At 48.6% G+C, this 13,255-nt stretch carries 10 protein-coding genes; 7 read left to right on the top strand and 3 right to left on the bottom strand.

Annotated features, from left to right (window positions below):
* Window positions 1-158: 158 nt before the first annotated feature.
* Both FD28_RS02225 and FD28_RS02220 read left to right on the top strand, forming a co-directional pair.
* The gene (locus tag FD28_RS02225) at window positions 159-524 is read left to right on the top strand and encodes a hypothetical protein (protein ID WP_057732149.1); all 366 of its coding nucleotides are present in this window, start codon (window positions 159-161) and stop codon (window positions 522-524) included.
* A gap of 368 nt (window positions 525-892) precedes the next feature.
* Window positions 893-1,318, top strand: coding sequence for an Hsp20/alpha crystallin family protein (locus FD28_RS02220; protein WP_057732147.1), 426 nt, complete (start codon window positions 893-895; stop codon window positions 1,316-1,318).
* A 645-nt stretch (window positions 1,319-1,963) separates the two neighbouring features.
* On the opposite strand, the gene FD28_RS02215 is transcribed toward FD28_RS02220, so the two are convergent.
* The gene (locus tag FD28_RS02215) at window positions 1,964-2,812 is read right to left on the bottom strand and encodes an aldo/keto reductase (RefSeq protein WP_057732145.1); all 849 of its coding nucleotides are present in this window, start codon (window positions 2,810-2,812) and stop codon (window positions 1,964-1,966) included.
* 129 nt (window positions 2,813-2,941) lie between these two features.
* The gene (locus FD28_RS13335) at window positions 2,942-3,103 is read right to left on the bottom strand and encodes a hypothetical protein (protein ID WP_169788489.1); all 162 of its coding nucleotides are present in this window, start codon (window positions 3,101-3,103) and stop codon (window positions 2,942-2,944) included.
* A 171-nt stretch (window positions 3,104-3,274) separates the two neighbouring features.
* Between FD28_RS13335 and FD28_RS02210 the strand changes: the two genes are divergently transcribed.
* Window positions 3,275-5,614 (top strand): cation-translocating P-type ATPase, encoded by a 2,340-nt coding sequence (locus FD28_RS02210; protein ID WP_057732144.1) that lies wholly within the window; start codon window positions 3,275-3,277, stop codon window positions 5,612-5,614.
* Window positions 5,615-5,769: 155 nt separating this feature from the next.
* Window positions 5,770-6,294, top strand: a complete 525-nt coding sequence (locus FD28_RS02205) for a DUF1836 domain-containing protein (protein ID WP_057732142.1) — start codon at window positions 5,770-5,772, stop codon at window positions 6,292-6,294.
* Window positions 6,295-6,425: 131 nt separating this feature from the next.
* Here FD28_RS02205 and FD28_RS02200 read toward each other — a convergent pair whose 3' ends face one another.
* Window positions 6,426-8,219, bottom strand: coding sequence for a glycerophosphoryl diester phosphodiesterase membrane domain-containing protein (locus tag FD28_RS02200; RefSeq protein ID WP_057732140.1), 1,794 nt, complete (start codon window positions 8,217-8,219; stop codon window positions 6,426-6,428).
* Window positions 8,220-8,696: 477 nt separating this feature from the next.
* Here FD28_RS02200 and adhE point away from each other — a divergent pair, with 477 nt between their 5' ends.
* From adhE to apf, 3 genes are all read left to right on the top strand, one after another.
* Window positions 8,697-11,315 (top strand): bifunctional acetaldehyde-CoA/alcohol dehydrogenase, encoded by a 2,619-nt coding sequence (gene adhE / locus FD28_RS02195; RefSeq protein ID WP_057732138.1) that lies wholly within the window; start codon window positions 8,697-8,699, stop codon window positions 11,313-11,315.
* A gap of 345 nt (window positions 11,316-11,660) precedes the next feature.
* On the top strand, window positions 11,661-12,131 hold the full coding sequence (locus FD28_RS02190; RefSeq protein WP_057732136.1) for a flavodoxin: 471 nt from the start codon (window positions 11,661-11,663) through the stop codon (window positions 12,129-12,131).
* Window positions 12,132-12,516: 385 nt separating this feature from the next.
* A complete protein-coding gene (gene apf, locus FD28_RS02185; RefSeq protein WP_057732134.1) occupies window positions 12,517-13,131 on the top strand; it encodes an aggregation-promoting factor in 615 nt (204 codons plus the stop codon).
* Window positions 13,132-13,255: the final 124 nt, after the last annotated feature.

The raw sequence follows: 13,255 nt of genomic DNA, 5'->3' as shown, positions 1-13,255 counted from the left end.
TTTGTAGTAGGTAGATTGAACCAAATTTTACTCTCAAAGCGTTCGCCTGGCAACCGAACAACGCAAAATAATCAGATTAACTTTGATAAATGAGATACTTAACGTTTCGCGTAAAAAGGACTAGACTGAAAACAGTAACATCAAAGGAGATTTTGATTATGGCAGATACACCAAAGGACGAAAAAGTAGCGCCAACCATTGAGATTCCAACGGAAGACGTGGAAAAAGCGGCGAAATTAATTCTGACGCCGGGGTATGTGACGAAGAACGATCTACCGAAGATGAAGGATTTAGCTTGGGCAACCGCACTTTCAAAGGCCGTCACGAAGCACTTCTTGGAAAATGATGATGATCACGATCCTTACGTTTACTTCGAACAATTTGACTTTGCTGGTGGGGACATTGATTCCATTATCTTCAATATGGACGTTGTGCCAACTCGTGAAGAGGCTTTGCAAGACTTAGCCGAAGCATTGGGCGAAAAGATTGTTGTCCCTAAGGATAATGATCAAACAACTTACTAAAATAGTCCTCAATTTTGGAGGCAGAGCACCTGGCAGAAATGCTGGGTGCTTTTTTTAGTAAGCTGTTTTTTCGATCGAATCCGGCGGGTTAAAGATTTGATTAAGACTAAGGGTAACGTGCGACTAAAATGGGTTATTTTTCGTTTGTATAGGTAGAGGGACATTGAAAATTGTTTGACCTTTAGATGAAATCTTTGACCTTTGAAAATAGAATAGAGATCATTCCAGATGATAAATCATTGATATAGCAGAGAATAAGGAGGCAAATTAGCACTCTAATCAAATGAGTGCTAATTATTTGCATTTCTGACCAATACTGACTATTATAGAAAATGTAATCAAGCAAAGCAGAAAGGGGTTAATTGATTATGGCTAATGATGTTATGAACCGGAATTTTGATTTCTTTGATCCAATGAATTTCTTTAACGAAGTGGGCAACTTGGGTCACGATATGTTCAGTGGTGATAACGATATGAAGACAGATGTCGTGGAACACGATAAGGACTACGTAGTTACGGCGGAATTGCCAGGATTTAAGAAGGATGACATTCACGTTGACTATCGCGATGAGACCTTGCGGATTTCTGGCAAGTCTGAAGTCAATCAATCCGCGAAGGACGATGACGGCCGGATCTTGCGGCAAGAACGTCACAGCCAAAACGTGGCGCGTTCCTTCTATCTGCCAAACATTGACTTGAAGCAAGTTAAAGCGGGCTTTACCAATGGTGTGTTAACCCTGACGTTGCCAAAGCAAGCTGATGTCGCGGACAATCATGAAATCAATATTGACTAGATGTTAAGTAAAGACGTAAGGCGCCCGTTCTGGAATCCAATCAGAACGGGCGCCTTTTTTGATTGCCAATTAAAAATTGAATGCACAAAACCAGCTGACAAGGATACGTTCACCTGCGGCTGCCAGAGATTCCGGCTGCTGTGGGGACCGCCTGCGGCCTGAGAAGCGGTCCTCCGGCTCGGTTTGAAGCCTGACCAAAATCGTCAGTCTCCAAACACGTCCCACGCTGTAAGCCGAAAAATATCGGCTAACACCGTCGTCACGGCTGCCTCCACCTCTGGCCTCCTCCGGTTAAACTAGTTCTTAACCGCCACATTGCTGTGACTATCGTTGACTGGACACCGTTCATCTTAACTTATTGGCAACGTACTGTGGAGCCGTGAGTGAGCCAAATTTGGGCTCAGCCGTGGGATTTTCCAAGTGACTCTCTTGGAAAATGGCGACTTTGAAACGTGGTCTGCCGGTTCAAAGCGAGGTCAGAGACCGCTCCTCAGGCTCTGACCGTCCTCCCCACCGCGTTCCAGCCCAAAATTTGGCGAACGGTAAGGCGGCGTTCTTCGCCAATGTTGCCACTACCCAGTCTCGCATTTTGTGGTTAGGCAAAAAAAGCGGATCGAGCATGTGCTCGGTCCGCTTTATCAGGGATTAGTACTGTTTCCCGGTTTCATAAACGATTTCTGGTTCGTTCCCCGTCCGTTGATACTTGTTTAAGAGGTCAATCGTGGACATTTCGTCTTCACCCAGCGTAAAGTCAAAGACCTGAGCGTTTTCGGTGATACGTTCCGCGTGTTGGGACTTGGGAATCGGCAGGATGCCGTGTTGTAACTCCCAGCGTAGAATGATCTGAGCAACGGATTTGTCGTGATGCTTGCCAATCTTGGCGATCATGGGATCACCAAGAACGGCACGCCGGCCCAGCGGACTCCAAGCTTCCGTCACAATGTTGTGGGCCTTGTTGTAATCGAGTAGGGCCAATTGATTCAGGTAAGGGTGGTATTCCACCTGATCGACCACGGGCATTTCCTTTGCCTTAGTAGCCAGGAGATCCAAGTGGGCGGCGGTGTAGTTGGAAACCCCGATGGATTTGACCTTACCGTCGGCCTTGAGTTTTTCGAAGGCCCGCCAAGTTTCGAAGAAGTGTTCGCGAACTGGCCAGTGGACCAATAAAAGGTCGAGGTAGTCGAGTTTTAGCCGCTTCAGGGATCCCTCTACGGCGCGGAGCGTTTGATCGTAGCCCTGAACTTCTTCGGCCACTTTGGTCGTCAAATAGAGTTCTTGGCGTGGAATTTCGAGGCGTTGGAGTGTTTCGCCTAAGATATCTTCATTTCTGTAAAGCATCGCCGTATCAAATAACCGGTAGCCTTGGTCCCAAGCCGTTTTAATGGTGGTATCCATCGCTTCCTGGTCACTGATGAGGTAGGTTCCGAAGCCAAAGCCGGGAATCTCGTGGCCATCGGCGAGTTTGATCGTATCTGCAAGACTGGTAAGTGTCATTAGTTTTCCTCCTTGGCGTTTAGCAGGCGGTTATGACTAGTTCAGCGTCGGACATTTTGAGTGGGAGAGCTAAGCCGTAACACTGCATATAAATAATATGTTAGGCCAATTTGACGTGATTGGCAACGCTTACTTTTTCGACTTGAATTGATCGTAGAGGTTGATCGTCGCCTCAGCTAACATTCCGATGGTCATAATCCACATGGCCAGCATGTTTTGATTAGCAAGCATGCAGCCGAGCAGAATCAGGTAGAGGATAAATAAAATAACCGCTGATGATTTGTGGTTCATGATAATGCCTCCCTTGAGTAATTAGGTCCACTTCCATTTAACCACTGACGGCGGCTTCTGTTAACAGCTAGCGTTTCACTTAAGAATCGAAAAAAGCCAACGGATTAGTCGGTATGAAAGCGGATTATCGAGTACAATATGGGTAACGAACCGGTAAAGGAGGACGCCCAAATGACAGACCGTTATCGACCACCATTAGATCAGGGCCTCAGCAAAGATGAGGTCCAGCAACGGGTGGCAGATGGACTCAAGAACGACCCGTTGCCGCCACTGACGCGGAGTGTCAAACAAATATTTCGGGATAATTTATTAACGCTATTTAATTTAATTAACCTCCTGCTGGGCGGCTTGGTGCTGTTTACGGGGAGCTATAAAAATTTACTATTCTTAGGCGTAGTGGTCTTCAATACCGCGATCGGGATCTTTCAGGAAATACGGTCTAAGCGTCAGGTCGATAAGCTGGCGTTGTTGTCGGAGGGAAAGGTCAACGTGTTACGTGAGGGAACGCTGACGCCCTTACACCAAGACGAAATTGTTCAAGATGATCTGCTCGCGATCGGGCGGGGGGATCAGCTCCCCGTGGATGGTCTGATTCGAGAAGCCGCCGGGATGGAGGTCGATGAATCCCAGATCACGGGTGAGGCAACCCCTATCGTCAAGAACACCAATGACCAGTTGGTGTCTGGGAGTGTCATCCTGGGTGGTAAGGCCATGGTTCAAGCCACGAAGGTGGGGAGTGGCAGCTTTGTTAAACAGCTGGCCCACTCTGCCAAGCAAAAACGACGGTCGGCCAGTCAACTCTTGTTGATTATCAATCGGATTATTAAGGTTTTAACGTTTGCGATTATTCCCCTGGGGGCGGGGCTGTTTATCTCCGCTCTGATGCGGGGACAGGACCAGAACCGGGCCATCTTGGGAACGGTGGCGTCGATGGTCGGCATGATTCCAGAGGGCCTGGTCTTGCTGACGTCAGTGGCGTTGGCCGCAGGCGCCTTTACATTGGGACGGCGGCACGTGTTGGTGCGAGAATTGCCCGCAATCGAAGCTCTGGCACGGGTTGACGTGCTCTGTTTGGATAAGACCGGGACGATCACCAACGGCAAATTAGTGTTGGAAAAAGTCGAGGCCATTGGTGAACAGTCGCCGGATCAGCTGAAGACGATTTTGGCCCAGCTGGTGGCCGCCACCGGCGATGACAATGAGACCGCAACGGCCGTTCAAAACGCGCTGGGCACGCCCAACGTGACGTCACCGGAAGTGCTGCCCTTTTCTTCCGGGCGAAAATGGAGTGGGGCCCAACTAGCAGATGGTGCCTACGTTATGGGGGCGCCTGAGTTTATTTTTGAGACGGTGCCCCACGAGGTGCAGCAGCGGATTCAAACGTTGGCTGCACAGGGCTACCGGGTGCTTCTCTTGGCCAAGGTGGCGGCCTTAACGTCACCGCGACCGACGGCGCCCCAAGCGATTGGGCTAATTCTGATTACCGATGAACTGCGACCGCGGGCCAAGGACACGTTTAGTTTCTTTGCCAACCAGGACGTGGCCTTGAAGGTCATTTCCGGAGACAATCCCGTGACGGTCGCTAGCATTGCCAATCGCGCGGGTATTGCCGGCGCTGAGCAGTTGATTGATATGAGTCAGGTGGGTGAAACGCCCGATTACGATCAGCTGGTTGCGGCTTACAATGTCTTTGGCCGGGTTACACCGCAGCAAAAGCAGGGCTTGATTAAGGCGTATCAAACGGCGGGCCACACCGTCGCCATGACCGGTGATGGGGTCAACGATTTATTGGCACTGCGGCAGTCTGACTGTAGTATTGCTATGGCTTCCGGTAGTGAGGCCACGAAGAGTCTGGCCGACTTCGTGCTGGTCGATTCCAATTTTGATGCGATGATCAACGTCCTCAACGAAGGGCGACGGGTCATCAATAACATCGAACGGGTGGCATCGCTGTACCTGATTAAAACCATGTATTCCGTTGTTTTAACGCTCATTTTTATCTTTATGAGCCGGAGCTATCCGTTTGAACCCATTCAGTTAACGCCAATCTCATCGTTGATGGTGGGAATTCCCACGTTCTTCCTGGCCCTGCAACCAAACTATGCGCGGATTGCGGACCGATTTATGAAGCAAGTTATGGAAATTGCGGCGCCTGCGGCCGTCTGTGTCGTGGGGTACATCCTGGTGATTATGGGCCTGGGGACGCAGTTTGGCCTGAGTTTTGCCACAACATCGACGCTGAGTGTTCTGATGACCGGTTTGATCAGTCTCAACGCCTTGGTCATGGTGGCCCGACCATTGAACCGTTTCAAGATCGGACTCATCATCTTGATGGCCGGTCTGTTCGCCGTGATCTTCCTGTTCTGTGGCCCAATCTTCTCGCTGGTCAGCTTGATTAATTGGAAACTGGCCCTGATTTACCTGCCGTTGATGTTTAGTGTGCAGCCCGTTTTCATTCTGGTTCAGGAGATCTTGGGGAAGCGCATCCTGAGTCGCATTCGGTGGCGCTAGTCAGTGCTACAGGAGCAGAAAGCCTGCTCACGGAGACTCGCTAAGCGCTACTTGTCAGCGCGCTAGCTGAAATAACGGAATTCAGCTATATCTAGTCACTATAACTAGGTAATATGCTATAATGAAAGGTAGAAACGGAAGGGTAGGGAAGAAATATGGCTGATTACAATCAATACACCCGCTGGGAGAACCAGATGCACAAGGCAAAGTTGCCACGGTGGGATGATTTACCGAAGTTCGACCTCTACATGGACCAGGTGACGGCGTTAATCAATGACATTCTGGGACCTCTAGGTATCGATACCATCACGCCGGCTATGATTAATAACTACGTGAAGCATCATGTCATCTTGGCGCCCGTCAAAAAGAAGTATCAGACGATGCAGCTGACGGATATTTTGATGATCAGCCTCCTGAAGCCCATGTTCCAGACGGATACGGTGCGCTCGGGGATTGACCAGATTACGGCTGGTGATTATCCCAAGCAAGCCTACGATAACTTTATTGGTCAGCTGGAAGACCGCCTTCACCACTTGGGTGAGGAACAGGTTCAGCCAGCGGCCAAGGATTTGAATGAGAAGTTGATGCAGGTTGCGGTTGATGCGGTAGTTGCGCGATTACAGTCTGAAAAGCTGCTGCACCTGATTAAACGCCCCATTCGTAAGATTGAAAAGAAATAACCAAGATAACGTTAACGCTAAAAATCCGCCACAACACCTCATGTGTTGTGGCGGATTTTTTTGAATGCCTAACGGTTATCTAAAAGGTACTACTTGTCTAGCAACTGTTGGCTGGCATTCCTCTTAAGCGACTATTGCGTCTGCGTTTCCAACGACAGGTCATTCATGAACGTCAGCAAGAGGTTGGCGTAGCTCGGATGATCCGTGTTGTCTTTAATTTCTTGCTGAATTAAGTGAAGATTGTTGGTGATGACGCCGTTAGCGCCGATAAACATCATCTGATCCATGGTCGTCACGTCGTCAATATCCCAAGCGTAGACCTTCTTGTGTTCCTGATCGGCCTGCTCAATGAAGGTGTCATTTAACGTGGTGGCCTCCATCGTGTAGGCATTAGCACGCGTATGTGGGAAAGTCAGGTTGTAGGGCATGATGTAGCTGACGAAGAGGTCAGGATGTTCCTGCTTGAGCCGGTTCATGATGGTGTAGCTTAACGTATGCACCTGCTCATGATTGGCAAGAATCCGCGAGCCAAATTCCCGGTAGAAGCGTTCGGGGAGGTCTTTCGTGTCGGCGCCACCGGTCTTGATCTCAATTAAGAGTTTCTGGTGGTGCTGAATGGCTGAATTAAGGTACTGGTTAAAGCTAGGAATCTTAGCCTGGTAGCCGTTTTCCGTAACGGTCACGTTGGTCAGTTGTTTAAGGGTCATTGACGAGACCTTCCGATTGATCCCGGCGAGATTCTTCAGATTGCCATCATGCATCACCACAAATTGGTGGTCCTTGGTCATCCGAATATCCATTTCCACGTAATCCGGTTTCTCCCGACTGGTTTTAACCATTGCGGGGATGGTATTTTGGACGCCATTGCCATTGTCGACGCCACGATGGGCAATCGTCAGGGGCTTGCTCATGGCCAAACCATTGAGATAGATCAGGTTGAAACCAACTAGAGCGGCGCTAATGACGGTCAGCCCACTGATGATGAGCACGCGTGTCCGCAGCCGCGTCTTGGCGGGTTCGCGGAAGCTAAATAGCATTGAGGGGGTGGGGTGATGGGTGTCGTGACTGCTGAGAATGACCATCATGAAAATAACGGTTGCGTAACACACGATAAATTCTGTAATGACTTCCATCAAGAAAAGATTAATTGTGGCAGCGACCAAGGCCACGCCAGTTTTGTCAAAGAGGACTTGCCCCACGTAGAGGATGGCGTAAATGATGGCAACAGCGATGCTAACCATCACTAGTGTCACGATAATTTTGAGAAAGTAGTTCCAGAAGTGTCCCCGGGTGCGCTGCCAACTGAGCCGGATGGCATCACGGCTGTGGTAGTGATCGATCATCATGAGGGGGAGTACGGCAATGAGCCGAATACCGAGGTAGGCGGCGCCCACGTAGAAGATCCCTAACAGAACGGCAAAAACGTTGTTAGCCATGAGGTAGCTGACGATGAAGGCCGGGATCTTCGCTTTATTCAGTAGGGGCGTCGTAAACAACTCGCTCCCAAACGGCATGATGATGACGAAGTAGCCAATAAAGAATAAGAAGGTGCTGGGGGAGGCGCCGGCGATGCTGCGCACGGTATCGCCTAACATACTGAGCGCCGTTTGTGGCCGGCCATGGCGAATATTGGTGATCCCCAAGAGTAGATAGGCAAACTGCCAGTAAATGAGGGTCACAATGGCCAGCAGGATGACCACCAGGCCGAGGATCGCCAAGGGATGTTTGATCACCAGCGAACCGATATTGGTATAGGAGACGTAGGGAACGTTTTGCCACCGCATGAGCGCTGACGTTAACCAGGTGAAGACCGGGACGGCAATGTAACTGACCACCAGATTGGTGAGGAAGACTAAGGTCACATAACTTCCCCAGTGATTAAAAAAATGGTGGTTGGCATCACGCCAGAAGGCCCAAGGACGCATAAAAATCACGCTTTCCAATGAATTGAGTAGGTTTACAGATCAGGTGTGTCGGGCGTCGTCCGGTCGCTGGTGAAAAATTTGAGGAGCACCTGCCGAAAACGACCGGGAATGGCGACACGTACGAGCTGTTTTTCATATCTTTACTTTAGCATAGTCTACGAAGTCGAGGTGCCAAAACTGCCTCGTTCGGGATAAAAACTTGGCAAACACAAGCGTTTTAGCCGATAGTCAACGAAATTATGAAAGAAAAGACGTGGGTTGTGATTAAACACACACATAAAAATATTCTGAAATTTTTCTAAATATTGTGTATGCGCTTACATTTCTTGTGGCTGTAAGCCTTGATATAAACGGTTTTGTTTGTCAGTTCAACTAGTTGTGATTTTTTTAACATAAACCTCTTGCAGAATTTAAAAAAGGTGATATGATTTAACTCGTGAAGAACTTAACAAGATGTTTTCAAATGGAGGCATAAGAATGTTAAAAGACGTGAAAGAAAACCCAAAAGCTAAAAAACAAGAAAACGGCGAAACCGTTGACCAAATGATCGACCGGTTGACCGCCAAGGCCCATGATGCGCTGTGCGCCATGGACGACTTTACTCAAGAAAAGGTCGACCACATCGTTCATCAAATGGCGATTGCTGGTTTGGACCATCACATGGAACTGGCCAAGGCGGCTTACGAAGAAACCGGCCGTGGTGTGATGGAAGATAAAGCGGTTAAGAACATGTTTGCCACTGAAGAAATTTGGCACTCAATCAAGCATGACAAAACGGTTGGTATCATCAAGGATGACCGCGAACGCCAACTGATTACGGTGGCTGAACCTCTAGGGATTTTGGCCGGGGTTACCCCCGTTACCAACCCAACCTCAACGGCAATGTTTAAGTCATTAATCGCCGTTAAGACGCGGAATCCAATCATCTTTGCCTTTCACCCACAGGCACAAAAGTCATCCGTCATGGCCGCTAAGGTGGTCCGCGACGCTGCGATTGCGGCTGGTGCACCAGAGGGTGTGATCCAGTGGATTGACAAGCCTAGCTTGGAAGCAACGACGGCATTGATGAATCACCCAATGGTTGCCAGTGTCTTGGCTACCGGTGGTCCTGGTATGGTTAAGGCTGCTTACTCAACTGGGAAGCCAGCCTTAGGGGTTGGTCCTGGTAACGGTCCAGCTTACATTGAAAAGACGGCGAACATCAAGCGTTCCGTCTACGACATCGTGCTTTCTAAGACGTTTGATAACGGGATGGTTTGTGCTTCTGAAAACAGTGCCGTGATCGACCACGAGATCTACGATACGGTTAAGAAGGAAATGCAAGATCGTGGCGTCTTCTTCATTAAGAAGAGCGAAGAAAAGGCTTTGGCCGACGCGATGTTCCGTCCTGAAGGCGGGGTTAAGGGTCCGATTGCCGGGATGTCTGCGCAAAAGATTGCTGAGATTGCGGGCATCAAGGTGCCAGCAACGACCAAGGTTTTGGCTGCTGAATTGACTGGGGTTGGGCCTAAGTACCCGATGTCACAAGAAAAGTTATCACCCGTTCTGTCCGTCTACAAGGCCAAGAGCCATGAAGATGCCTTCAAGATTTGTGATGAATTGCTCCACTTTGGTGGGTTAGGTCACACGGCCGGCATTCACACGATGGATGATGATTTGGCAACGGAATTCGGCATTAAGATGAAGGCCAGCCGGGTCTTAGTGAACACGCCATCCGCTATCGGTGGTATTGGGAACCTCTACAACGAAATGATTCCATCATTGACGTTAGGAACTGGTTCATGGGGTAAGAACTCCGTATCCCATAACGTTTCCTCATTTGACCTGTTGAACATCAAAACGATTGCAAAGCGGCGAAATAATATGCAGTGGATTAAATTACCTCGAGTTTACTTTGAAAAGACGTCTGTTCGTTACCTCGACGACATGCCTGGCATCAAGCGGGTCTTCCTGGTAACCAGCCCATCCATGGTTGAATTGGGTTATATCGACACCGTCTTAAACGAATTGAAGCGGCAACCAGGTGGCATCGAATACTCCCTGTTCTCTGACGTTGAACCCGATCCAACTACGGATACGGTTAACCGTGGGGTTGCGCAGATGCGGACATTCAAGCCGGATACCATCATTGCTTTAGGTGGGGGTTCTCCTATCGACGCAGCCAAGAACATGTGGTTATTCTATGAAGATCCTAACGCTAGCTTCTTCGGTGCTAAGCAGAAGTTCTTGGATATTCGGAAGCGGACTTACAAGTTCCACAAGCCACACAAGGCCCAATTCGTGGCTATTCCAACGACTTCCGGGACGGGTTCTGAAGTGACCCCATTCTCCGTAATCACGGACTCCAAGACCCACGTGAAATACCCACTGGCCGACTACGCTTTGACGCCAGACGTGGCGATTGTGGACTCACAGTTCATCCAAACGGTGCCTAAGAAGACGGTTGCTTACTCCGGACTGGACGTTTTGACCCACGCCATCGAATCCTACGTTTCTGCGATGGCCTCTGATTACACGCGGCCATGGTCATTGCAAGCCATCAAGTTGGTTATGGATAACCTGACGGATTCCTACAATGGGGATGTGACGGCTAGAGAAGAAATGCACAACGCATCGACCCTTGCCGGAATGGCCTTTGCAAATGCCTTCCTGGGGGTTGACCACTCAATCGCCCACAAATTAGGTGGGGAATTCGGCTTACCTCATGGTTTAGCCATTGCCATCACGTTGCCACACGTTATCCGTTACAACTTCAAGGAACCAACGAAGCTGGCTATGTGGCCTAAGTACGAATACTTCCGGGCTGACGAGGACTACGCGCAGATTGCCCGTTACCTCGGCTTGCCAGGAACGACGAAGGAAGAATTGAAGGAAGCCTTGGTCAAGAAGGTTATTGACTTGGCCCACTCAGTTGACGTGACCTTGAGTTTGAAGGCCAACGGTGTGGACAAGGCCCACTTCGATAAGGTCGTTGATCACTTGGCAGAATTAGCCTTCGGTGACCAATGCACGACCGCTAACCCTAAGGAACCACTTGTTTCTGAATTGAAGCAAATTATGATTGATGAATACGACGGGAAGAACGTTGAAAAGTAACGTTTAACCTGAGACGGTCGCTCTGAGAGGAGTGGCCGTTTTTTTTGATAAAACAAAAATGTTCTGATAAGTGAAACGTTAAGGATGCTATAGGCTTGTATCAACAATCGACCGCTAATCAGTGTGCCACGGGTGAAGAGTTACTTAGCTGGCAAGCCGGTGAAAGTTTATTTTAGTTGGAGCGTCAGCTGGCAATCGGTCTCGGATAAGGGATTGCGACGTGTCAATGACGCCAAATCGATCGTTTTTAAACGCGTTTCTACTATAATATATGGATAATCATGATCAGCAGCCGTGAATAAGGTATATGCTTAGGGTGTCAAATTAATTTGAGGAGGAATCATGATGGCACAAACAAAAACAGCACTTGTGTATTTCTCGGTATCAGGACGAACTCAAACGGCCGCAGAAGCCGTGGGTCGTTATCTGCAATTGACACCCGCTGCATTGACCGCCAAAGCCCCGTACCCAACTTCTGGCTTCCAGCAATTGGTCGCGCGGACCGATGCGGAGAACGACCAGGATCAGCTCCCGGAATATGTGCCGCTAGATGTGCATCACGTGGAGACACTCTATCTGGGATTTCCAACGTGGTATCATCAGCCGCCACGGCTCATTCAGAACTTCTTAACGACGACCGATTTGGCCGGAAAGACCGTGATTCCCTTTGTCACCAGTGCTAGCAGTCGTGTGACCGAGAGTCTGCCTTACCTTGAGAAGTGGGCTGACGCGGGCGATTTTACGATTCAGGATGGGTTTACGGCAAATACGCCTGATGAGATTGCGATCGGTTTGAAGGATGACTTTCCCCTATAATTGAAAAATAATGGCCTTATGGCGTCAAAATTTGTTTTTTTTGACAAAATAGGGCTATTTTTATGGCCTATTTTAGGCGCGATTTTTCGAAAAATTCTTCAAAATTACGAAAAATGGCCCGATTTTCATTGAATTATCATTAAATATGACAAAAAATAACGGATTTTCAGTGCAAAAAGCACGCGAAAATCGCCGTCTTTTCCGCCCAAATGGGTAAAAATTGGTTGATTAAAGCGTTTTATATTACAGCGGAGTTACAAATATTACATAATGTCACAATGTAATATTTTTCTTAACCTCCGCGTAATCTAACGTCAATTTGAATGTAATACCCATCAGTTATTCTAATACCCGTTAAGCAAACAAAGGAGGACATTCATAACTTATGAATATCAAAAAAGCTTTAGTTACTACTTTAGGAACGGTTGCCGTTGTCGGTGCCGGTCTCTTCGCCTCAACGCAAACGGCTAACGCCGATACTGTTACGGTCAAGCAGGGGGATTCTGTTTGGTCATTAGCTAACACTTACAACACGACGGTTAACGCTATCGAAAAGGCCAACAGCCTTGCTAACAGTAGCTTAATCTACGTGGGTCAAACGTTGAATGTGCCTACGAGCACGACGACGTCAACGACTTCTGCTAACGTTGCTAGCCAAAACTACAGCAACAACGCTTCTACCCAAACTAGCCAATCCACGACTAGCCAAGCAACCACTTCTTATTCAAACCAAGCTTCTACTAGCAACAACACGTCTGCTTCAACTGGCGTTTCTGGCTCAGATGCCAGTGCTAAGGCTTGGATTGCGGGTAAGGAATCTGGTGGTTCATACTCAGCACGTAACGGTCAATACATCGGTAAGTACCAATTAAGTGCTTCTTACTTAAATGGTGACTACTCTGCTGCCAACCAAGAAAAGGTTGCCAACTCATACGTTGCTTCCCGTTACGGTTCATGGTCTGCTGCCCAATCATTCTGGCAAGCAAACGGCTGGTACTAAAACTCAGCTAAATTAATCGTTTAAATCAAGTAAGCTCTCACGGATGCAGGTCCGTGGGGGCTTTTTTGGGTTCTTTGTCAACGGTTGTTGATGAGGAGATCTTCAGAGGTTCAATTCACTTGCG

The sequence above is a fragment of the Levilactobacillus hammesii DSM 16381 genome, from assembly GCF_001434395.1.
Lineage (GTDB): Bacteria > Bacillota > Bacilli > Lactobacillales > Lactobacillaceae > Levilactobacillus > Levilactobacillus hammesii.
This window is presented reverse-complemented; position numbering and strand designations above follow the sequence as displayed.

What these genes read in the sequence shown, in the direction of transcription:
- FD28_RS02225 (WP_057732149.1), top strand. Translation starts at nt 159, where the DNA reads ATGGCAGATACACCAAAGGACGAAAAAGTAGCGCCAACCATTGAGATT.
- FD28_RS02220 (WP_057732147.1), top strand. Translation starts at nt 893, where the DNA reads ATGGCTAATGATGTTATGAACCGGAATTTTGATTTCTTTGATCCAATG.
- FD28_RS02215 (WP_057732145.1), bottom strand. Translation starts at nt 2,812, where the DNA reads ATGACACTTACCAGTCTTGCAGATACGATCAAACTCGCCGATGGCCAC.
- FD28_RS13335 (WP_169788489.1), bottom strand. Translation starts at nt 3,103, where the DNA reads ATGAACCACAAATCATCAGCGGTTATTTTATTTATCCTCTACCTGATT.
- FD28_RS02210 (WP_057732144.1), top strand. Translation starts at nt 3,275, where the DNA reads ATGACAGACCGTTATCGACCACCATTAGATCAGGGCCTCAGCAAAGAT.
- FD28_RS02205 (WP_057732142.1), top strand. Translation starts at nt 5,770, where the DNA reads ATGGCTGATTACAATCAATACACCCGCTGGGAGAACCAGATGCACAAG.
- FD28_RS02200 (WP_057732140.1), bottom strand. Translation starts at nt 8,219, where the DNA reads ATGCGTCCTTGGGCCTTCTGGCGTGATGCCAACCACCATTTTTTTAAT.
- adhE (WP_057732138.1), top strand. Translation starts at nt 8,697, where the DNA reads ATGTTAAAAGACGTGAAAGAAAACCCAAAAGCTAAAAAACAAGAAAAC.
- FD28_RS02190 (WP_057732136.1), top strand. Translation starts at nt 11,661, where the DNA reads ATGGCACAAACAAAAACAGCACTTGTGTATTTCTCGGTATCAGGACGA.
- apf (WP_057732134.1), top strand. Translation starts at nt 12,517, where the DNA reads ATGAATATCAAAAAAGCTTTAGTTACTACTTTAGGAACGGTTGCCGTT.